We start from the raw sequence: 19,816 nt of genomic DNA on the forward strand, positions 1-19,816 counted from the left end.
GCCGGGGGGCGCGCGACGGGGGAGCGGGCGGAGGTCCGTCCGTCCAGCTGGATTTGCGCCCGCCGGGCAGGTATCCGGCGTGCGCCTGCTGCCGCAGCGAGATGCGGGAGAGCCCGAAGGCGCGCAGGTGGCCGCGGGGGCGGCCGTCGGTGCTGTCGCGGTTGCGGATCCGGGTGGCGCTGGCGTCGCGCGGCTGGGCGCGCAGTTCGCGCTGGGCGGCGGCGCGTTCGGCGTCGCCGGTGTGCGGGGAGCGGATCAGCTCCTTGAGTGCGGCACGGCGGGCGGCGTAGCGGGCGACGACCGCTTTGCGCTGCTCGTTCTTGGCGATCTTGCTCTTCTTCGCCATCAGACCCTGCCTCCCCGGGCCCGGATCCGGGCCACGGCCGCCTCGATACCGAGGGTGTCGACGGCCTTGATGCCCTTGGCGCTGAGGGTGAGCCGTACGAAGCGGCCCTCGCTGGGGAGCCAGTACCGCTTGCGCTGGATGTTGGGGTCGAAGCGGCGCGAGGTGCGGACGTGGGAGTGCGAGACGGTCTTGCCGAAGCGGGGTGCGCGGCCCGTCAGTTGGCAGTGTGCGGACAAGCCCTTCCTCCTTAATGAAAATGATTCTCGTTTCTGTATAGTAGCCCGTATGCCCAGGAACGACATCCGCCCCGTGATCAAGCTGAAGTCCACGGCCGGCACCGGCTACACGTACGTCACCCGCAAGAACCGCCGCAACGATCCCGACCGCCTCGTCCTGCGCAAGTACGACCCGGTCGTCCGCCGTCACGTCGACTTCCGCGAAGAGCGCTGAGCCCGAGGAGGAACCCCCCGATGAAGCCAGGCATCCACCCCCCGTACCGGCCCGTCGTCTTCCGTGACCGCGCCGCCGGCTTCGCCTTTCTCACCCGCTCCACCGCCACCGGCGACAGGACCGTGGAGTGGGAGGACGGCGCCACCTACCCGGTGATCGACGTGGAGATCTCCTCCGCGAGCCACCCCTTCTACACCGGCAACGCCCGTGTCGTGGACACCGCCGGACGCGTCGAGCGCTTCGAACGGCGCTACGGGCGGCGGCGATGACCGGCCTGCCCGTCGTCATCGTCGCCGGGCTGCACGCCGACGCCCGGCGCGCCGCCGTCGACGCCCTGCTGCGCTCCGAGGCCGGTGCCGTGGCGCTGCACCACGATCTGAGCGAAGGACCCGGCCGGGGCACCGTCGCCCGGACGGTGCGCACCGCCGCGGGCGGGGTGATCGCCGACGGCGAGGCGCCGCTGGTCAACGACTGCGCCTGCTGCGCGCTGCGCGAGGACCTCGTCCCTGAGCTGGCCCGGCTCGCGGCGGACGGCGCCTGCACGCTCGCCGTCGTCGAACTGTGGGACTCGGTCGAGCCGAAGTCCATGGCCGAGGTGATCACCGAGCACGCCGACCCGCAGGCGCTGCGGGTGGCCGGGGTGGTCACGGCCGTCGATCCGGCGCTGGCCCTGCCGTATCTGGGCTGCGGCGACGATCTGGCCGAGCACGCGCTGGCCGCCGCCGCCACCGATCAGCGGACGGTGGGCGACACCTGGGCGCGGCAGCTGGAGTACGCCACCGTGATCGCTCTGGCGCCGGGCGCGGACTCCGAGGAGGCCGACGACACCGACCACGCCCTGCTGGCCCAGTTGCATCCGACGGCGCACCGGGTGGAGACCGGTGATCCTCGGTTCGCGGCGCTGGCGACGGCCGGGTTCGATCCGGTGGCGGCGGCGGACCGGCTGCATCCGGCGAGCGCGCTGCTGCCGCAGCAGGCGGACGCGTCCGGGGTCACCACGCTGGTGTGGCGCCGGCGGCGGCCGTTCCACCCGGAGCGGCTGTACGCGGCGCTGGAGGAGCTGACCTGCGCGGCGGCCCGCAGCCGGGGGCGGTTCTGGCTGGCCGACCGGCCGGACACCCTGCTGGCCTGGGACGCGGCGGGCGGCGCGCTGTGCGTGGAGCCGGCCGGTCCGTGGCTGGCGGCGCTGCCGGACGCGGCCTGGGAGCTGGTGCCGCCGGTGCGCCGGGCCGCCGCCGCGCTGGACTGGGACCCGGTGTGCGGGGACCGGGTGCAGCATCTGGTGTTCACCTCGCCGGGTCTTGACGCGGACGGGCTGACGGCGGTGCTGGAGTCCTGTCTGCTGACGGACGCCGAGTACGCGGCCGGGCGGACCGCCTGGTCGGCGGTGCGGCCGTCCTCCTTCGACACGTTGCTGGATCCCACCTCCCAAGGAGTCACGGAACGATGATCAGCCGCCGTTCGTCCAAGGACCGCAGGCAGTCGGCGAAGCACCGCCCGAATCCGCTGGACGCGGCGGGCATCACGTCCATCGACTACAAGGACACGGAGCTGCTGCGGAAGTTCATCTCCGACCGGGGGAAGATCCGCAGCCGCCGGGTCACCCGGGTCACGGTGCGGCAGCAGCGGGAGCTGGCGCGGGCGATCAAGAACGCGCGGGAGATGGCGCTGCTGCCGTACGCCTCACGCTGAGCCCGTCCGGCGGGCAGGCGGGCAGTCAGGGCCTCTGACCAGGGGTGATGGTGTGACGACGGGGCGTTGTGCACGTGCATCCTCACGTGCACCTGCACATGAACGCCGTTATGCTGTGCGGAAGTTGAGACGTTCCACCAGTCGCACAACCCCCGGGAGTCCCCGTGCCCGACGTGTACAACGGCATGGCCGCACAGCAGTTGGAGAACGTGCAGTGGCTCAAGAGCAGCCACAGCAACTCCCAGGGCACCTGCGCCGAGTTCGCTCTGCTGCCCAGCGGCGAGGTGGCGATGCGCAACTCCCGCTTCCCGGACGGACCCGCGCTGGTCTACACGCGCGCCGAGGTGGCCGCGCTGCTGCTGGGTGTGAAGGACGGCGAGTTCGACCACCTGGTGCGCTGAGGGGCCGCCGCCGGGGCGGTCGGCCGATCAGGGGGTGGGACGTCAGTCGGCCGGGCGGATCGTCAAGGGCCCGCATCCGATCCGCTCGGCTTCGGCCTCGACATAATCGGCGAAGACCTCCCGGGTGAGTCCTCGGTGCTCACGTGCCTGAATCACATGGTGCATCGCGAAGGTGACATCGCCGGTCTGGCAGCGGGCGTGGAAGAGGGCCAGTCGTGGGCCGATCTCGCCGCGCCCCCGGTCGTATCCCTGGTCGGCGACCACCGTCTCCCCGAGACCGTGCTCGGCGCCCCGCAAGGACCGGGCGATGCCGGGATCCTCGATGGTTGTCAACCGCACGGCTTCACCCAGCACGGGGGTGCTCAGCTCGCAGGAGCGGGCTGGTCCCCCGTCGTGACCGGCCCGTTCGTAGGCGAATCGCTCCCGATACTCCTCGGGAAGAGCCAGGCCCTCGATTCCGCACAGGCGCTCCGGGGAAACGCGCTCTCCGGCGATCGGATCGGGAAGATCCTCCGGCAGAGGGAACTCGCCGTCACAGCCCAGTTCCCGCACGGTGCCGTTGGCGACCCGCGTCACCGTCCGCGCCAGCGAGTCCCGCACGGTCCGGTACTCCTCGTCCGCGCCCCGGATTTCCTCGCCCCCGATCGATATGTCCACGATCACCGGCCCGTCCCAAACCGTCGGGCCCGCACAACCGGCGGGCAGGGCGACCCACGCCCTGGTCGACGAGGCCATACCTCGTAGTTCACCGCCGAGCCAGGTCATGTCGGACGTCACATGTGCCAGGGTCCAGGGCCAGCTGTCCGCGGCCACCGGCTGGATCTCCGCCCGCCAGGAACTCGGCTGGTGCACCCGTACCCGCAGTGTGTTCCGGCCGTCCGTGATCCGGCAGTGCCCGGTCGGCGAGGACCGAAGGGGCGCCACTTCCTCGGCCCGTACGTCCTGTGCCTCGCCCCACTTCTCACCGTCGGCCCGCAGCGGCAGATCGGCTCCGGTCAGCGAATCCCAGCAGGAGCGGGCCGCCCCCTCCTGAAACGGCCCGGCCTCTTCCCACCAGGCCACCGTTCCGGCCCCGATGAGCATCCCGGCGAGGCCGGCCGCCAGCAGGGCACGACGTCCCTGTGGCAACGTCCGGGCCAGGCGACCCCACCACATGCCGGGGCCTCGATCCCTCTCCCGGTCCTCGGTGTCCGCCGTCATGATTCCACCTCCGCGGTGGGTGCCACCGGGTCACATCCCACGCGGTGAGTTACTGCCTGGCTGAAGATCGCGAATGATCCGATGGTGTCACGCCCCACCACCGCGGCCCGCGGCTGCCCCCGCATGAACAGCACCATGGGCCGGCCCCCGCATTCGGTGAGCACGACCGCCGAGCTCTCCTCGACCCATCCGCTGCCACGCCAGTCCCGCGAGGAGGGGGCATCCGCCGTTTCCGCGAAGGCGGCAGTCAGCCAAGGCTGGCGCATCATCATCAACTCGAGGGCCGGCCCGGCCGGTTCCCTGCCGGTCCGGACCGAGCAGCTCTGGAACTCATCGGTGACCGGGCCCACGCGGTGGCCGGAGTACGAAGCGGCCGAGCCGAAGACAAAGCGCAGGCCCGGGATACGGCAGACATCCGCCGTGTCGCTCGCCGGCTCTTCCTCTTCCGGCAGTTGGGACCAGGGTGAGGTGATGACCCAGGGTTCGGCGGGGGCACACCCCAGTTCCGTCATCGTCTGCCGGCCGACCTCGAGAAGCATCCGGCCCACACTTTCCAGGCCGCCGGAGCGGATCGTGCCGGCATGACCCTCCGGGGGGCCGATGGTGAGAGCGGCATACACCGGCCGGCCGTCCGCCATGCATTCCTCCGGCAGTGCCAGCAGTCCGCCCGTGTCGTGTGCCAACCCCGGGAGCCCGTCCGGCAGTGCCGCCGAACCGCTGCCGACAGTCCCAGCGACCCACTCGACAAGGCCGTCCGGATCAGCCGGGGCGGGACCGACAGCGACGGTGAGCGTCCGCGTCACTGTCTTCCGTACCGTGTTCACGTTCTCGCGGTTCCGGGACACCTCGGCTTCCACGACCACCGAGCAGCTGCCGTGAGGCTGCCCAGCGGTCAGCTCGTCCTCCGTCACCGTCCACGTCCGGTCCTGGTTCTCGGACCCGCCGAAGAGCGAGGGATTGGTGTCGCTTCCCCATGCGCCCCAGCAGTAGCGGGGTTCGGCGGCGAAGGGGCCGGTACCGGTGGCCTTCGCCGTGCCCAGGCCCGCCGCCAGGAGGGCCGCGCAGATCGCCGCCGCCAGCGGGCCGCGGCGGGTGGACCAGCGGGCGACCCGCGGACGGGGCCGTGCCGCCTCCGCCGCCCCTGTCATGTCCGCGCGGCCGTCGCCATCGGCGGTTTCCGCCATGTGTCTCCCCCCGAGAACATCTGCTCCGGTGATCCTATCGGAGGGACGGATTCAGGCCGGGGAGACGGCGCGCAGCATGCGGAGCTGGCCGATCTCGGCGGCGTTCTTCATCAGTTCGGCGTTCAGCCAGGCGAGCAGATGCGCCACCGTGTGCTCCGGGTCGTCCGCGGGGTACCGGGCCGTGGCGTCCAGGTCCTCGTCGGTGAGGCCGTCGAGGTAGGCCAGCCACGCGTCGTGGTGCGCGCGCAGCCGGGCGACGGCGGCCGGCCCTCCGCCCGGCCAGCTGATGTCGGTACGGTCCCGGGGCGGGCGGCCGTGCACATGGTCGAGGGCGACGCTCCACCACCAGTCGATGTGCCAGGTCAGCCAGCCGATGGTGGGCAGCGGGACCGGATCGGGCTCGGTGCCGTCCGCGGGCCAGTCCGCGATCCAGCGGCCGGTGCCGTCCGGGCGTACGGTCCAGCAGGGGTCGGCACCGGCCGGCTGCCACAGGAAGTCGCCGGGTTCCAGGCGCTCCAGGTGGTAGGTGAACAGGGACCAGGTCAGGTCGAACTGCCAGCGTGCCAGGGCGCGGCGTGAGGCGTGCATCCGGCGACCCTGGCACAGGCGCGGACGGTCCGACCAGCGATTTCCTACCGGGCGGGCGCCGGGACGGTGGGCAGGAGCGTGGGCGCGGGGGTGGCGCGGGGCGTGGGGTCGGGGCAGTCCTGCCGTGCGCTGCCGCCCCCGCCGCCGCCCGAGGTGCTGCTCCCGCCGGGCCGGTAGCGGCCTCCGCCCCGGCCGCCGCCTCCCGAGCCGCCGGAGGAGCGCTGCGGTGCGGCGACCGAGCCGACGTCCTCGGTCTCGCACCTGTCGTCCCCGCCACCGGAACAGCCGGTCACGGCGAACCCCGCGACCAGCACCCCCAGTACGACAATCATCCTCAGCATGGTCATGCGCAGGACTCTGTCAGATGCGGAAGACCGCCCAGACCACTTTGCCGCCGCTCTCGGTCTGATGACGCCAGCCCCAGCCGTCGCTGAAGCACTCGACCAGATGCAGCCCGCGCCCCGATTCGGCGTTCTCGTCCGGCTCGCCGAGCCGCGGCGCCCGGGAACTGGCGTCGTGCACCGCGCAGACCAGCCGGTGACTGCCGCGCGCCAGCTCCAGTTCGACCGCGGGCCGCCCGTACCGCAGGGCGTTGGTGACCAGTTCGGAGACGACGAGCGACACGGCGTCGTACTGGTCGCCCAGCCGCCAGAAGCTCAGCGTGCTGCGGGTGAAGTCACGGGCGCTGCGGACGGATTCCGGCCGGTCCGGCAGGCCGAGGGTGGCGGTTCCGGCCACGGAGCGGGCGCCGAGGGCGGGGAGCGAGGGCCCTGACACGTCGAGCACGGGCGTCGTGTCGTTCCCCATGCGGCACTCCTGGCTCTCACGGCGGCGGCGGTCCGGGCAGGCTCGTACAGACGCACCGGTTCCCAGCGCGTGGTCCTCATGCTTCCCAACGCCCCCTTCGAATGCAAGGGCAGATGCACGTGCATGTTCAAAAATCGATTGACTGTAATCAACCCACCACCGAATGAAGCCCGAAGATGGCAGACTTCACCCAGTCCGACGTGGAGGGCTGACCGCATGACCGCACCGACCACCACCACCACTACCAGGCCGCACAGCACAGGGGGCGCCGCCAGCATGCCCATGGCCGAGCGAGACGACAGCGGCTCGATGGTCCGCCGGATCCTGCTGGGTTCACAGCTGCGCAGGCTGCGCGAGTCCCGAGGGGTCACCAGGGAAGCCGCCGGATACTCGATCCGCGCCTCCGAGTCCAAGATCAGCCGGATGGAACTGGGGCGGGTCAGCTTCAAGCAGCGGGACGTGGCCGATCTGCTGACGCTGTACGGGGTGGTCGACGAGGCCGAGCGCGAATCGCTGCTCGGCCTCGCGCGTTCCTCCGGCCACGCCGGCTGGTGGCACAGCTACAACGACGTGCTGCCGGGCTGGTTCCAGACCTACGTCGGCCTGGAGGCGGCGGCCGCGCGGATCGCCACCTACGAGGTGCAGTTCGTGCACGGCCTGCTCCAGACCGAGGCGTACGCCGAGGCGGTCATCATCAGCGGCCACCGGGGCGGCCCGCCGCGCGCCGAGATCGAGCGCCGGGTCGAACTGCGCATGCAGCGCCAGAAGCTGCTCTTCAGCGAGCAGGCGCCGCAGTTGCACTGCGTCCTGGACGAGGCCGCCCTGCACCGCGGCTACGGCGGCCGGCAGGTCATGGCGGACCAGATCAAGCTGCTGCTGGAGTTCTCCGAACTGCCGCACATCAGGCTCCAGGTGGTGCCGTTCGCGCACGGCGGGCACGTCGCGGAGAGCGGCGCGTTCACGGTGCTGCGGTTCGCCGAGCGCGAGTTGTCGGACGTGGCGTACGTCGAGCAGCTCACCGGCGCGCTGTACCTGGACAAGCGGGAGGACGTGGCCTCGTACCAGGCCGTCCTCGACCGGCTCTCGGACGCCGCGCTGCCGCCCGCCGAGTCGCGCGAGCTGCTGAGCCGGCTGTGGCACACCCTGCTGGGCGGCGGGGGCTGAGGGCTCAGTCCCCCTTCGCGTACGGGTTCGGCACCCCGGGCGGGAGAACGTCCTGCTGCCGCTCGCCCTCGCCGGCGAAGACGTACGCGCCCGCCTCCACGCGCGCGATCAGTCCGCGCGTCCACTCCTCGTCGGACGAGGAGGTATGCACCCACAGCCGCATGATCTCGCCGATGTGCCCCCACTGTTCGGGGGTGTCGTCCGGCGGGCTCCAGTGCTTGCGCACCTCCGTACGCCACCCCTCCAGGGCGGCCACCCGCTCCCGCAGCAGGGCGAGGGCCTCGGCGCGCGGCAGATCGACCAGGAAGCCGACCCCGGCGGTCAGGACGTCGATCCGCTCGTCGTGGGCGCGCAGCGCGTGCCGCAGCAGCTCGAAGAACACCTCGTCGCCCGCGGCCGTCACCTCGTACTCGGTGCGCGGCGGGCCCCCGGCCGGAGACGGGGCGGCCTCGTGCGCGAGGAGCAGGCCCTGTTTCGCCATGGTCTTCAGCGCGTGGTAGACCGAGCCCGGCTTGGCGTTGGACCACTCGTGGGCACCCCAGAACTCCAGATCGCTGAGCACCTGGTACCCGTGGGCCCGCCCGTGCTGGCGGACCGAGCCCAGCACCAGCAGCCGGATGACCGACATCACACGCCCTCCTGTCGCGGCAATCGTCCGGGGTGTCTCTGTGCGCAGTCTCTCATTGCCGGGCGACTCCTCAAGTTTGACTAGTCGGTGCGGCTGCCCTACCCTCGGCGAGCCCGCCACTAATCAAACTTGAAGAGTGAGGCAGATGATCAGAGTCCGCGACCTCGTCAGAACCTTCGGCACCCACCGGGCCCTCGACGGGCTGGACCTCACCGTCGCCGAGGGCACGGTGCACGCCGTGCTCGGACCCAACGGAGCCGGCAAGACCACCGCCGTCCGGATCCTCACCACCCTGCTCCGGCCCACCAGCGGCCTGGCGGAGGTGGCCGGCCACGACGCCGCCCGCGCCCCCGACGCGGTGCGGCGCCGGATCGGCCTGGTGGGCCAGCACGCCGCGCTCGACGAAGGGCTCAGCGGGCGGCAGAACCTGGAACTGTTCGGCCGCCTCCACCACCTCGGCGGCCCCGGCGCCGCCCGCCGGGCCGGCGAACTGCTCGCCGAGTTCTCCCTGGAGGACACCGGCGACCGCCCGGTCCGCGCCTACAGCGGCGGCATGCGCCGCCGCCTCGACCTCGCCGCCTCCCTCATCACCCACCCGCGGGTGCTGTTCCTGGACGAGCCCACCACCGGCCTCGACCCGCGCGGCCGGGCCGAGGTCTGGCAGGCGGTCCGCCGGCTCGCCGCCACCGGCACCACCGTGCTGCTCACCACCCAGTACCTGGAGGAGGCCGACCAGCTCGCCCACCGGATCTCGGTGATCGACCGGGGCCGGTGCATCGCGGACGGCACCGCCGACGCGCTCAAGACCCGGGCCGGCACCGACCGCGTCGACATCGTGGTGCGGGACCCCGCCCAGCTGGACCAGGCGGCGGCGGCCGTCGGCGGAACGGTGACCGACGCCGACCGCCGGCTGGTCAGCCGGGCCGCGCCCGACCGGATGGCGGCGCTGACCGCGACCGTCACCGCCCTGACGGCGGCCGACGTCGACGCCCAGGACATCGCCCTGCGCCGCCCCACCCTCGACGAGGTCTTCCTCGCCCTCACCGGGGACGGCACCGGACCGGCGGATCCGGCGGACCGCCCCGGCCCGGCGGAAACGGAAACGGAGACGCCCGCATGACCCCGTACACCCGTGTGTGGACCGACTCGCTGACCATGACCCGCCGGGGGCTCGCCCACTGGGCGCGGCAGCCCGGCCAGTTCGCCACCGCCCTGGTCTTCCCGGTGATGCTGCTGGTGATGTTCGCCTACCTCATCGGCGGCGGCATGGCCGTACCGGGCGGCGGGGACTACCAGGAGTTCCTGGTCCCCGGGATGCTGGCGCTCACCATGGCGTTCGGCCTGGAGAGCACCATGGTCGCGCTCACCCAGGACATCGACACAGGGGTGCTCGACCGGTTCCGGTCGATGCCGATCGCGCCCTCGTCCTTCCTGATCGGCCGCAGTCTGCTCGACATGCTCAGCTCGGCGGCCGGACTGCTGGTGATGCTCGGCGCCGGGCTGGCCATCGGCTGGCGCTGGCACGGCGGCGCGGCCGAGGCGCTGGCCGCGGTGGGGCTGCTGCTCCTGCTGCGGTTCGCGATGCTGTGGGCCGGGATCTGGCTCGGCCTGGTCGCGGGACGGCCGGAGATGGTGCAGACCGTCCAGGTGCTGGTGTGGCCGGTGGGCTTCCTCTCCAGCGCCTTCACCTCGCCCGCCACCATGCCGGGGTGGCTCGGCGCGATCGCCGAGTGGAACCCGATGTCGGCCACGGCGGGCGCGGTCCGCGAGTTGTTCGGCAACCCCGCCTGGCAGGGCACCTCCTGGCCGGCCGCGCACCCCGTACTGCTCGCCGTGCTGTGGCCGCTCGTCCTGCTCGCCCTGGCCGTACCGGCGGCGCTGCGCCGCTACCGGGCGCTGGGCCGCTGACCGGGGGCGCCGGCGGGCGGATGCCGGGTCGGCAGGTGGCGGGCCGGCGGCCGGGCCCGGTGGGGTCCGTACGCCGCCCGCGCCCTACCTGCGCACCGGCAGCTCGTCGATCCAGGTGTAGCGGGTGCCGCGGCCCTCCGTGGAGCGCAGTTCGTACAGGCCGGTACTGCCCGGCTGGCCGGAGAGCATCAGGGGGAGATGGCCGGTGATGACGAGATCGATCGTCCGGCCGTGACGGGGTCCGCCGTCGAAGCGGACTTTGATCACGTGGGGGGAAGCCATGGCGCCCAACCTAACCAGGCGTCACGTCGCGCTTCCCCCCAGGAATCCCGCCAAGATCGTTCAAATCGGGCGGCGTTCGGGGATTCCTCACCCTAACGGGTGACGGCCATCACGATGACGGCGCGGGCCGCAGCGGGCTGCGCTGCCGTCCCAGCCCCGCGATCTCCAGTTCCATCACATCGCCGGCTGCCAGGTAGGGGAACCGGCCGGACATGGCGACACCCTGCGGCGTGCCGGTGTTGATCACGTCGCCCGGCTCCAGCACCAGGTACTGCGACAGATGGTGCACCAGATGGGCCACCGAGAAGATCATGTCGGAGGTGTTCGAATCCTGCCGGGGCTCGCCGTTGACCCACGAGCGCAGCGTGAGGTTCTGCGGGTCGGGCACCTCGTCGGGGGTGACCAGCACCGGGCCCAGCGGGTTGAAGGTCTCGCAGCTCTTGCCCTTGGACCACTGCCCGCCGGACTCCTCGCGCTGGTACGTGCGCTCCGAGACGTCGTTGGCGATGGTGTAGCCCGCGATGTGCGCGAGGGCGTCGTCCGGGCCGGCGAGGTAGCGGGCGCGCCGGCCGATGACCACGGCCAGTTCGACCTCCCAGTCGGTGGTCCGCGAGCCGCGCGGGATGAACACCTCGTCGTAGGGGCCGACGACCGTGTTGGGCGACTTGTAGAAGAGGATCGGCCACTCCGGCGGCTCGGCGCCGGACTCGGCGGCGTGCGCCGCGTAGTTCTGCCCGATGCACAGCACCGCCGAGGGGCGGGCGACCGGGGCGCCGATCCGTTCCCCCTCGATGACGGTCTCGGGCAGGGCGGACGGGTCGGGGACGACGGAGGGGTCCCGGGTCAGCTCGGCCAGGAAGGCACCGTCGATGTCGGCCGTGACGCCGCGCAGGTCGTAGTGACGGGTGCCGTCGGCGGCGGCCAGGACGGGGCGCTCGTGCCCCGGTTCGCCTATGCGCATCAGTCGCATGAGGGGTGCTCAGCTCCAGTGGGTCGTCGTTCGTGTGCGGCGGGCCGTGCGGCCCGTCAGTCGAGCTGGGCCAGTTCGTCCTCGGTCAGCCGCAGTCCGGAGGCCGCCGCCGAGTCGGTGATGGTCTCCGGGCGGCTGGCGCCGGGGATCGGGATGACCACCGGGGACTTCGCCAGCATCCAGGCCAGGCACACCTGCTGCGGGCTCACCCCGCGGTCGCGGGCGATCCGGGCGAACGGGGCGAAGCGCGAGCCGAGTTCCCCCGCCCGGGCGATGCCGCCCAGCGGGCTCCACGGCAGGAACGCGATGCCCAGTTCCGTGCACAGGTCGAGTTCCGGTTCGCTGGAGCGGAAGGCGGGTGAGAACTGGTTCTGCACCGCCATCAGCCGTCCGCCCAGGATGGCGTTGGCCTGCTCGATCTGCTCCGGGTCGGCGTTCGAGATGCCGGCCATCCGGATCTTGCCCTCGTCCAGCAGATCGGCGAGCGCGCCGATCGACTCGGCGTACGGCACGGACGGATCCGGCCGGTGGAACTGGTAGAGGCCGATGGCCTCCACGCCGAGCCGGCGCAGCGACGCCTCGCAGGCGCGGCGCAGATACGCGGGGGAGCCGTTCAGCCCCCACTCACCGCCGCCGGGCCGGGTGTGCCCGCCCTTGGTGGCGACCAGCACCTCGTCGCGGCGCGGATGCCCGGCCAGGGCCCGGGCGATGAGCGATTCGTTGTGGCCCGCGTCGTCCGCGTCGCCCAGGGAGTAGGCGTCGGCGGTGTCGATGAGCGTGACGCCCGCGTCCAGCGCGGCGTGGATCGTGGCGATCGACCGGCTCTCGTCGTCGGGGCGTCCCTCGATCGACATCGGCATCGCGCCGAGCCCGATCTCGTAGACCTCCACCGCTCCGATGCTGCGGTACTTCATGGCGTGCACCTGCCTTTCCCTACCCGTCCATTCCCGCTGGATCCTAACGGGGAGGGGCCGGGTGCGGCTGCTGGACGGGCGGCGGCCGGCGCCGGGGAGACGGGGCGCGGGGTCTGGCCCTCCGATGCACAAGCACTGTTACATTAGCGCTGTGACATCTTCCTCCCCTCCCCCGCCCGGCGACGACCCGACCGCGGAACCGGACCGCTGGGTACCGCTGCACCAGCTCTTCCGCGCCATGGACGACGAGATCGGCGAGGTGTACGCGCTGCGCGGCATCCACGGGGTGCGGCCGCGCTTCGCCTATCCGCTGATCCGGCTCGCGCACACCGGACCGCTCACCATCCGCGAACTGGCCGCCTCCCTGGACCGCTCGCACTCGGCGCTCAGCCAGACCCTCACCGCCATGCGCCGCGAGGGCCTGATCGACTCCGCGCCGGGCGACGAGGACGCCAGGACCCGCCGGATCACCCTCACCGAACGCGGGCGCGCCCTGGTGCCGTTCCTGGAGGCGGAGTGGCGCGCCACCAAGGCGGTGGTCGCCGAACTGGACGACGAACTGCCGCACCCGCTGAGCGAGGCGGCCGCCGCCCTGGCCCGCGCGCTGGAGCGGCGCTCCATGAAGGACCGCATCCTCGACCACCTCGACCACCTCGACGAGCCGTCGCCGTGAGCGGGCGGATACGGTTCCTCGATCTGCGTCCGCTGCGCACCAGCCGACCCTTCCGCGCCCTGTGGATCGGCGCCTCGCTCGGCTCCGCGGGCCACCAGATCGCCACCGTCGCCGTCCTCGCCCAGGTGTGGGAGCTGACCCGCAGTCCGCTGTGGACCGGGGCGATCGGCCTGGCCGGCGCCGGGCCCGCACTGGTCTGCGGACTGGCCGGCGGCTCGCTCGCCGACGCGCTGGACCGCAGGACGCTGGTCCGCGTCACCACGGCGGCGCACCTGCTCGCCGCGCTGGCGCTGCTGGGGCAGGCGGTGGCCGGCAACACGTCGGTGCTGCTGCTCCTGGCCCTGGTCGGGGCGGCCTCCGGGGCGAGCGCGCTGGGGGCGCCCGCCCGGCGTACGTTCCCGGTGCGGCTGCTGCCGTCCGATCAGCTGGCGGCGGGGCTCGCGCTCCAGGGCATGGCCTTCCAGGTCTCGATGCTGGCCGGCCCGGCGCTGGCCGGACTGCTGCTGGCCCGGTGGGACTTCCCGGCGGCGTACGGGTGCCAGGCCGCCGCCCTCGTCGTCTCACTGGCCGTCACCTTCCGGCTGCCGCCGATGCCGGTGGTGGGCGGGGACCGTCCGGCGGCCGACGGCGCTTCGGCCGGCGCGTCCGGTGGGCGGAAGCGGCGGCCGGAGCGCGGCGGCTGGGGGTTCGTCCTGCGCCGGCCGACCCTGTGGGGGTCCTTCGCCACCGATCTGTCCGCGACCCTGCTGGCCATGCCGGTCTCACTGTTCCCGCTGGTCAACGAGGCGCGGTTCGACGGGGATCCGCGCACCCTCGGCCTCTTCCTGTCCGCCGTGGCGGTGGGCGGGATCACGGCGGGGCTGTTCTCGGGCACGGTGACCCGGCTGCGCCGGGCCGGGGCCGTCCAGCTGACGGCGGCGCTGGTGTGGGGTCTCGCCCTGGCCGTCTTCGGGCTGGCCGGGCCGCTGTGGCTGGCGCTCGGCGCGCTGGCGGTGGCGGGCGGCGCGGACACCATCTCGGTGGTCACCCGGGGCGCGCTGGTGCAGTGGGAGACGCCGGACCGGTACCGGGGCCGGGTGTCGTCCGTCGAGCACATCATCGGCATGGCCGGGCCCGAGGCGGGCAACTTCCGGGGCGGTCTGGTCGCCTCGCTCACCTCGGCGCCGGTGGCGCTGGTGACGGGCGGTCTGGCCGGGGCGGCCGCGGTCGCGGTGGTGGCGGTGGTGAACCGCCCGCTGCGGACGTACACGCTGCCGGAGCCGGAGCCGGAGACGGATCCGGCACCGCCCGGGGCGCCGGGGCCGGGCGCGGCGCCCAGGACGGAGCCCGAGCTCGCACCGTAACTCTCCGTTCCGCAGCCGGCGGCCCGGCCCCGTACCGGCTGCGGAACGGGCGGCCCGGGGCGCCCTCCGGGCCAACCCTGGCAGATTCTGCCAGCCGGGCGTAGGGTGCGGAGCATGGGACGCGTCAGGGACGACGCCGCGATGAGGGCGTCCGAGCGGTGCTGCGAGCTGTACATCAGCCGCGGTACCACCGCCCTGACCGTCGCCGAGATCACCACGGCCATCGGCATCTCGGCGCGTTCCTTCCACCGCTACTTCCCCACCAAGGCCGACACGGTGCAGCCGGTCTTCGACTGGACCACCGACACCTTCAACACCCATGTGCGCACCGCCGGGCCCGGTGCGCCGCGCACCGTGCTGCGGGACGGCTTCCGGGCCATGCTCGGCGGGGCGCACGCGGCGCGCACCCGGGCCCTGTTCCCGCTGGTCTTCGCCGATCCGGGCATGTGGTCGGTCTTCCTGCGGGCCGTGCACCACGGGGAGATCACGCTCGCCGAGGTGCTGGCGCCCCGGCTCGGCCTGCCGGCGGACGCCGTCGTCACCCGGACGGCCGCCGCCGCGGTGGCCTCCGCCACCCGGCTGGCCCTGGAGGAGATGGCGCGGACCGGGCGGGACCCGGAGCCGTTATTCCTGGCCCACATCGACGCCTTCGCGGCGGGCGCGCTCGGCGACCTGCGCTGACGGCGCGCGCCGAGCCCGTCCCCTCCCCGTACGGCCCCGTACCCCGGGTATCACCCGCACCGCACGAAAGCCAGGTACCACCATGTCAGCTCTCCTGGAGAACAAGGTCGCCATCGTCACCGGCGGCAGCAGCGGCATCGGCGAGGCGACCGTCGAGCGCTACGTCGCCGAGGGCGCCAAGGTCACCATCGCCGACATCCAGGACGACGCCGGCGAGGCACTCGCCCGGCGCCTGGGCGAGAGGGCCCTGTACGTCCGCACCGATGTCACCGACGAGGCCGCCATCGAGAACGTGGTGGCCCGCACCGCCGGGCACTTCGGCCGGCTGGACATCATGTTCAACAACGCCGGTGCCCAGGGCGACCCCTCCCCCATCACCGAGATCGGCGCGGAGGGCTTCACCCGCACCCTCGACCTGCTCACCCGGTCGGTGATCCTCGGCCACAAGTACGCCGCCCGCCAGTTCCAGGCGCAGGACGGCCCCGGCGCCATCATCAGCACCGCGAGCGCCGCCGCCCTCCAGGGCGGCTGGAGCGCGGCCGGCTACACCGTCGCCAAGCACGCGGTGGTCGGTGTCGTCCACCAGGCCGTCGCGGAACTCGCCCCGCTCGGCATCCGCTCCAACGCGATCGCGCCGGGCATCATCATGACGCCGATCATGGCCCGCAGCTTCGGCGTACCGATGACGGAGGCCGTGGAGTTCACCTCCTTCCTCGCCGAACGCCTCGGCGGCAGCCAGCCGCTGGGCCGGGTCGGCACGGGCGACGACATCGCGCGGGTGGCGGTGTTCCTGGGCAGCGACCTGGCCCAGTTCGTGACGGGCGCGGTGATCCCGGTCGACGGCGGCGCGACGTCCGTCACCCAGGGCACGTTCGCGGTCGACGTCGCCGCGGCGGCCGAGGAGTACAACGCCCGTACCCGGTGACGTACTCCCGTCCTAGGCTGGGGACATGACGCTCGCTCAGTCCCCGCCGCCCTTCGATCCCGAGGTGTTCGCCGCCGACCCGTACGGTGTCCTCGCGCGGCTGCGCGAGGACACCCCTGTCGTACGGGTGACCCTGCCGGAGGGCACCAGCGCCTGGGTGGTCACCCGGGAGGCGGACGTCCGGGCCTGGCTGGGCGATCCGCGGCTGTCGCTGGACAAGAGGCACTCCTCCACCGGCTACCGGGGCTTCTCGCTGCCGCCCGAGCTGGACACCCATCTCCTCAACATGGACGGCCCCGACCATCTGCGGCTGCGCCGCCTGGTGTCGCAGGCGTTCACCCCGCGCCGGGTCGAGGAGCTGCGGCCCCGGATCGAGGAGGCGGCCGGGCGGCTGGCGGACGGGGTGGCCGCCGCCGGGCGGTCCGGGCCGGTGGACCTGGTGCGCGCGTACGCCGGGCCGCTGCCGATGACCGTCATCGGCGACCTGTTCGGGCTGCCCGCCGAGAGCCGGCGGCCGTTCGCGGCGCTGATCGGCTCGGTGATCTCCGCCCGCACCCCGGACGCGGCGCGCGCCTCGGTGGACGCCATCGCCGCGTTCATGCGCGAGCTGATCGCCGGACGGCGCGCCGCGCCCGGTGGGGACCTGCTCTCCGGGCTGATAGCCGCCCGGGACGAGGGCGACCGGCTGTCCGAGAGCGAACTGGTCTCGCTCGCCTTCCTGATCGTCGGCGCCGGTATCGAGAACGTCACCCATCTGATCTCCGGCGGCGTGCACACCCTGCTGACCCATCCCGGGCAGCTGGCCGCCGTGCGCGCGGACCCCGCGGCGCTGCTCCCGGCGGCGGTGGAGGAACTGCTGCGCTACGTGCACCCCAATGTGACGGCCATCCGCCGCTTCCCGGTCGAGGACATCGAGGTGGGCGGCACGGTCATCCCGCGCGGCGAGACCGTCCTGCTGGCGCTGGCCGCGGCCCACCGCGATCCGGCGCGCTACCCGGAGCCCGACCGGTTCGACCCGCGCCGGGCCGACATGACGCACCTGGCGCTGGGCCAGGGGCTGCACTACTGCCTGGGCGCGCCGCTGGCCAGGCTGCAGATCCGGATCGCGCTCGGCACGCTGCTGGAGCGCTTCCCGGCGCTGCGGCTCGCGGACGGCGAGGCGGCGGTGTGGCGTACGACGTTCCGCAGCCACGCGCCGGCCCGGCTGTCCGTGCTGGTGACGGAGGGGGACGCGGCGGGGCGGGACGGCGCCTGAGCGGCGTCCGGGTCAGACGGTGACCTTGGCGAGGAACGCGGCGAGGTTGGCGGTCGTCCGCTCGATCTTCTCCTCGACGGTGAGGGTCTCGTACACGCGGGCTCCGTCGGCGGTGTCCTTCTTGCCGCGCACGTAGAGCGAGCAGTCGAGGTCGCCGCAGAGGTAGCTGCCCACCGAGTCGCCCTGCTTGCCGGCCTTGCCGGCGCGCGGGGCGACCATCAGCACGACGCCGCCGGAGCGGGTGGTCAGGCAGATGGAGCACATGCTGCGGCGCTGGAGCCCGGCGGCCGGGCCCGGGCTGCGCAGGGCGACGGCCTGCGGGCGGCCGGTGGGCGCGGCGACGAGGTAGGCGCGGCCCGGGGACTGGGGGTCCCGCCAGCCGAGGTAGTCGAGGTCGTCCCAGGGGCGGTCGGCCAGGTCCTGCGGGACATACAGTCGCTTGGTCTCGCCCTTGGAGCAGTTCACAAAGGCGGCGCGGATCTCCTGTTCGGTCAGTGGCTTCATAGGGGCGAGGCTAAGTTGCCTAAAGACTTTAGGCAAATGTTTAATGCGATCAGGCAATGGCCTGGAGGAACACAGGAGGCGGGTCGATCATGGCGCGGGCGGGACTGACCACCGAACGGGTGGTGCGGGCGGGCGCGGAGCTGGCCGACGAGGCCGGATTCGACGCGGTGACCCTCTCCGCGCTGGCCCGGCGGTTCGGCGTCAAGGTCGCCAGCCTCTACTCCCACCTCAAGAACTCCCAGGAACTGCGCACCCGGATCGCGCTGCTCGCCCTGGAGGAGATGGCCGACCGGGCCGCCGCCGCGCTCGCCGGACGGTCGGGCCGCGACGCGCTGGCCGCCCTCGGCGACGTCTACCGCGACTACGCGCACCAGCACCCGGGGCGCTACGCCGCCGCCCAGCTGCGGCTCGACCCCGAGACGGCCGCGGCCAGCGCCGGGGTGCGCCACGCGGAGCTGGCCCGGGCCGTCCTGCGCGGCTACGACCTGGCCGAGCCGGACCGCACCCACGCCGTCCGCCTGCTGGGCAGCGTCTTCAACGGCTATGTCGGGCTGGAGCTGGGCGGCGGCTTCGCGCACAGCGCGCCCGACACCCAGCAGACCTGGACCCGGATCCTGGACTCCCTCGACGCGCTGCTGCGCCACTGGCCGGCCGCCGGGGAGGAGGAGCGTTCGCCCTGAGCGAACGTGGCCGGTCAGCGGCCGGAGTGCCAGGTGACCTCGTTCGCCTGGATCAGGTTCTCCACCCGGGCGTTCCCCTTGACCACATTGGTGACCGTCACCCCGCCGGACGCCCCGCGCGCCGCCTCGCTCTCCCGCATCCACGCGCGCAGCTCGGCGGCGAAGGCCGCGTCCTGCACCGCGCGGGCGTAGACGACGGCCGCGAGCTGGCTGACGGCGGTGTCATCGGGCCGCCCGCCGGGCACCGGCTCCGGCACCGCGTCCGGCCCGGGCTCCGGGTCCTCGCCCCGGCCCAGCGCCCGCCGCCCCAGCCGGGTGAGCACCGCCCAGCTCCGGGCGCCCGCCTCGGTACCGATCGCCCCCGCCGCGGCCGAGACCGCCGCGGTGATGGCCGCCAGCGACAGCGGATCGACCATGAGAAACCTCCCCCTTCGCCCCCTCACTACCCATCGGCGCGCCGTTCACGCCGGCCCTGCCCCGCCCCGTTCACCGGGATCAGCTCCAGCAGCGGGGTGCCGCTGTTCCACAGCCCCAGATAGTCCCGGTGAATGGCCAGAACCCGCTGCTGGGTCGCCAGTTCGAGCGCCGGCTTGGTGAAGGTGCGCGCCGTGGTCACGAACACCGCCAGATCCGCCCGGTGGTGCTGGTACACCGTGCCGAGGAACCGCTGCATGTCCGCGCTGCCCACCGACCGGTCCGCCCGGTACTGCTTGCACTGCACCACCATCCGGCGCCCGTCCGGCAGCAGCGCCGTCACATCCGCGCCCAGGTCGCCGGCCCGCCCCGTGACCTCCACCTGCCCGCAGCCGTCCCGCCGGCACAGCCAGGCCACGTGCTCCTCGAACTCCCGCCAGCTCAGCACGTCCAGCGCCGCCACCGTGGCCCGCGCCCGCGCCCGCCGGTCCGCCTCGCGGAACTCCCGGTCGGCCGCCCGCGCCCGCCGGTCCCGCCGCCACAGCCACCAGCCGCCCGCCCCGAGCAGCGCGGCGCCGGGCACCAGCAGCGCGTACGGCCAGAAGACCACCACCGCCACCACGGCCACCAGCCCCGCGGCACCCCACCGGGCGCGCCGCTCGTTCCGCCTCCCCTGCTTCGCCTGCTTCCCCTGATTCCGCTGCTTCTGCCGCTTTCCGCCCATGGCGCGCCAGTGTGGGAGGTACGCGCCGCCGCCCGCCAGAGCGCCTTCTCGGCCACCCGGGCCGGCCCCCGGCGCGGCCGGGG

At 73.3% G+C, this 19,816-nt stretch carries 28 protein-coding genes; 14 read left to right on the top strand and 14 right to left on the bottom strand.

The window, feature by feature from the left end; all coding sequences use genetic code 11:
- Both rpsN and rpmB read right to left on the bottom strand, forming a co-directional pair.
- The coding region (gene rpsN / locus ACFV5N_RS05160) for a 30S ribosomal protein S14 (protein ID WP_385594257.1) at positions 1-346 on the bottom strand (346 nt) is incomplete at its 3' end.
- Positions 346-582 carry a 50S ribosomal protein L28 gene (gene rpmB, locus ACFV5N_RS05165; protein WP_385594260.1) on the bottom strand — a complete coding sequence of 79 codons (237 nt, stop codon included), beginning with the start codon at positions 580-582 and terminating at the stop codon, positions 346-348. The genes rpsN and rpmB, both read right to left, overlap by 1 nt.
- Before the next feature lie 49 nt (positions 583-631).
- On the opposite strand from rpmB, the gene rpmG reads away from it, so the two are divergent.
- The 5 genes from rpmG (at position 632) to ACFV5N_RS05190 (ending at position 2,889) form a co-directional block, all read left to right on the top strand.
- The gene (rpmG, locus tag ACFV5N_RS05170; protein ID WP_019436249.1) at positions 632-796 is read left to right on the top strand and encodes a 50S ribosomal protein L33; all 165 of its coding nucleotides are present in this window, start codon (positions 632-634) and stop codon (positions 794-796) included.
- A 20-nt stretch (positions 797-816) separates the two neighbouring features.
- On the top strand, positions 817-1,065 hold the full coding sequence (locus ACFV5N_RS05175; protein ID WP_385594263.1) for a type B 50S ribosomal protein L31: 249 nt from the start codon (positions 817-819) through the stop codon (positions 1,063-1,065).
- Complete coding sequence (locus ACFV5N_RS05180) at positions 1,062-2,246, top strand: CobW family GTP-binding protein (protein ID WP_385594266.1); 1,185 nt, start codon at positions 1,062-1,064, stop codon at positions 2,244-2,246. Before ACFV5N_RS05175 ends, ACFV5N_RS05180 begins: the two co-directional genes overlap by 4 nt.
- Positions 2,243-2,488, top strand: a complete 246-nt coding sequence (rpsR, locus tag ACFV5N_RS05185) for a 30S ribosomal protein S18 (RefSeq protein ID WP_385594269.1) — start codon at positions 2,243-2,245, stop codon at positions 2,486-2,488. Before ACFV5N_RS05180 ends, rpsR begins: the two co-directional genes overlap by 4 nt.
- 164 nt (positions 2,489-2,652) lie before the next feature.
- The gene (locus tag ACFV5N_RS05190; RefSeq protein ID WP_385594272.1) at positions 2,653-2,889 is read left to right on the top strand and encodes a DUF397 domain-containing protein; all 237 of its coding nucleotides are present in this window, start codon (positions 2,653-2,655) and stop codon (positions 2,887-2,889) included.
- A gap of 42 nt (positions 2,890-2,931) precedes the next feature.
- Here ACFV5N_RS05190 and ACFV5N_RS05195 read toward each other — a convergent pair whose 3' ends face one another.
- The 5 genes from ACFV5N_RS05195 to ACFV5N_RS05215 all read right to left on the bottom strand — a co-directional run bounded on the left by ACFV5N_RS05195 (position 2,932) and on the right by ACFV5N_RS05215 (position 6,668).
- On the bottom strand, positions 2,932-4,089 hold the full coding sequence (locus ACFV5N_RS05195; RefSeq protein WP_385594275.1) for a hypothetical protein: 1,158 nt from the start codon (positions 4,087-4,089) through the stop codon (positions 2,932-2,934).
- Entirely contained in the window at positions 4,086-5,000 is a 915-nt protein-coding gene (locus ACFV5N_RS05200; protein ID WP_385594278.1) for a hypothetical protein, read from the bottom strand. Before ACFV5N_RS05200 ends, ACFV5N_RS05195 begins: the two co-directional genes overlap by 4 nt.
- Before the next feature lie 324 nt (positions 5,001-5,324).
- Positions 5,325-5,861: a DinB family protein gene (locus tag ACFV5N_RS05205; RefSeq protein ID WP_385594280.1), complete on the bottom strand. Its 537-nt coding sequence runs from the start codon at positions 5,859-5,861 to the stop codon at positions 5,325-5,327.
- Positions 5,862-5,905: 44 nt separating this feature from the next.
- Positions 5,906-6,193, bottom strand: coding sequence for a hypothetical protein (locus tag ACFV5N_RS05210; RefSeq protein WP_385594283.1), 288 nt, complete (start codon positions 6,191-6,193; stop codon positions 5,906-5,908).
- A 28-nt stretch (positions 6,194-6,221) separates the two neighbouring features.
- Complete coding sequence (locus ACFV5N_RS05215) at positions 6,222-6,668, bottom strand: ATP-binding protein (protein WP_385594285.1); 447 nt, start codon at positions 6,666-6,668, stop codon at positions 6,222-6,224.
- Positions 6,669-6,950: 282 nt separating this feature from the next.
- Between ACFV5N_RS05215 and ACFV5N_RS05220 the strand changes: the two genes are divergently transcribed.
- A complete protein-coding gene (locus ACFV5N_RS05220; protein ID WP_385594288.1) occupies positions 6,951-7,832 on the top strand; it encodes a helix-turn-helix domain-containing protein in 882 nt (293 codons plus the stop codon).
- Between the two features lie 4 nt (positions 7,833-7,836).
- On the opposite strand, the gene ACFV5N_RS05225 is transcribed toward ACFV5N_RS05220, so the two are convergent.
- Complete coding sequence (locus ACFV5N_RS05225) at positions 7,837-8,460, bottom strand: PadR family transcriptional regulator (protein ID WP_385594346.1); 624 nt, start codon at positions 8,458-8,460, stop codon at positions 7,837-7,839.
- A gap of 145 nt (positions 8,461-8,605) precedes the next feature.
- Here ACFV5N_RS05225 and ACFV5N_RS05230 point away from each other — a divergent pair, with 145 nt between their 5' ends.
- Both ACFV5N_RS05230 and ACFV5N_RS05235 read left to right on the top strand, forming a co-directional pair.
- Positions 8,606-9,580, top strand: coding sequence for an ATP-binding cassette domain-containing protein (locus tag ACFV5N_RS05230; protein WP_385594290.1), 975 nt, complete (start codon positions 8,606-8,608; stop codon positions 9,578-9,580).
- Positions 9,577-10,368 carry an ABC transporter permease gene (locus ACFV5N_RS05235; RefSeq protein ID WP_385594292.1) on the top strand — a complete coding sequence of 264 codons (792 nt, stop codon included), beginning with the start codon at positions 9,577-9,579 and terminating at the stop codon, positions 10,366-10,368. Before ACFV5N_RS05230 ends, ACFV5N_RS05235 begins: the two co-directional genes overlap by 4 nt.
- 84 nt (positions 10,369-10,452) lie before the next feature.
- Here ACFV5N_RS05235 and ACFV5N_RS05240 read toward each other — a convergent pair whose 3' ends face one another.
- The 3 genes from ACFV5N_RS05240 to ACFV5N_RS05250 form a co-directional block, all read right to left on the bottom strand.
- Positions 10,453-10,650, bottom strand: coding sequence for a hypothetical protein (locus ACFV5N_RS05240; protein WP_385594295.1), 198 nt, complete (start codon positions 10,648-10,650; stop codon positions 10,453-10,455).
- A gap of 109 nt (positions 10,651-10,759) precedes the next feature.
- A complete protein-coding gene (locus ACFV5N_RS05245) occupies positions 10,760-11,620 on the bottom strand; it encodes a fumarylacetoacetate hydrolase family protein (protein WP_385594298.1) in 861 nt (286 codons plus the stop codon).
- 56 nt (positions 11,621-11,676) lie between these two features.
- Positions 11,677-12,534: an aldo/keto reductase gene (locus tag ACFV5N_RS05250; RefSeq protein WP_385594301.1), complete on the bottom strand. Its 858-nt coding sequence runs from the start codon at positions 12,532-12,534 to the stop codon at positions 11,677-11,679.
- Positions 12,535-12,685: 151 nt separating this feature from the next.
- Here ACFV5N_RS05250 and ACFV5N_RS05255 point away from each other — a divergent pair, with 151 nt between their 5' ends.
- From ACFV5N_RS05255 to ACFV5N_RS05275, 5 genes are all read left to right on the top strand, one after another.
- Positions 12,686-13,207, top strand: coding sequence for a MarR family winged helix-turn-helix transcriptional regulator (locus ACFV5N_RS05255; RefSeq protein WP_385594304.1), 522 nt, complete (start codon positions 12,686-12,688; stop codon positions 13,205-13,207).
- Positions 13,204-14,550, top strand: coding sequence for an MFS transporter (locus ACFV5N_RS05260; protein ID WP_385594307.1), 1,347 nt, complete (start codon positions 13,204-13,206; stop codon positions 14,548-14,550). The genes ACFV5N_RS05255 and ACFV5N_RS05260 overlap by 4 nt, the downstream gene beginning before the upstream one ends.
- Positions 14,551-14,664: 114 nt before the next feature.
- Positions 14,665-15,231 carry a TetR/AcrR family transcriptional regulator gene (locus tag ACFV5N_RS05265; protein WP_385594309.1) on the top strand — a complete coding sequence of 189 codons (567 nt, stop codon included), beginning with the start codon at positions 14,665-14,667 and terminating at the stop codon, positions 15,229-15,231.
- A gap of 82 nt (positions 15,232-15,313) precedes the next feature.
- Complete coding sequence (locus ACFV5N_RS05270; protein ID WP_385594312.1) at positions 15,314-16,156, top strand: SDR family NAD(P)-dependent oxidoreductase; 843 nt, start codon at positions 15,314-15,316, stop codon at positions 16,154-16,156.
- 25 nt (positions 16,157-16,181) lie between these two features.
- Positions 16,182-17,411, top strand: a complete 1,230-nt coding sequence (locus ACFV5N_RS05275; protein WP_385594315.1) for a cytochrome P450 — start codon at positions 16,182-16,184, stop codon at positions 17,409-17,411.
- A gap of 12 nt (positions 17,412-17,423) precedes the next feature.
- Here ACFV5N_RS05275 and ACFV5N_RS05280 read toward each other — a convergent pair whose 3' ends face one another.
- Positions 17,424-17,915, bottom strand: coding sequence for an FBP domain-containing protein (locus tag ACFV5N_RS05280; RefSeq protein WP_385594317.1), 492 nt, complete (start codon positions 17,913-17,915; stop codon positions 17,424-17,426).
- Positions 17,916-18,004: 89 nt separating this feature from the next.
- Here ACFV5N_RS05280 and ACFV5N_RS05285 point away from each other — a divergent pair, with 89 nt between their 5' ends.
- Positions 18,005-18,595: a TetR/AcrR family transcriptional regulator gene (locus ACFV5N_RS05285; protein WP_385594320.1), complete on the top strand. Its 591-nt coding sequence runs from the start codon at positions 18,005-18,007 to the stop codon at positions 18,593-18,595.
- A gap of 14 nt (positions 18,596-18,609) precedes the next feature.
- On the opposite strand, the gene ACFV5N_RS05290 is transcribed toward ACFV5N_RS05285, so the two are convergent.
- Positions 18,610-19,011, bottom strand: coding sequence for a hypothetical protein (locus tag ACFV5N_RS05290; RefSeq protein ID WP_385594322.1), 402 nt, complete (start codon positions 19,009-19,011; stop codon positions 18,610-18,612).
- A 26-nt stretch (positions 19,012-19,037) separates the two neighbouring features.
- Positions 19,038-19,733: a restriction endonuclease gene (locus ACFV5N_RS05295; RefSeq protein WP_385594325.1), complete on the bottom strand. Its 696-nt coding sequence runs from the start codon at positions 19,731-19,733 to the stop codon at positions 19,038-19,040.
- Positions 19,734-19,816: the final 83 nt, after the last annotated feature.

The sequence above is a fragment of the Streptomyces sp. NPDC059853 genome (assembly GCF_042731495.1).
Lineage (GTDB): Bacteria > Actinomycetota > Actinomycetes > Streptomycetales > Streptomycetaceae > Streptomyces.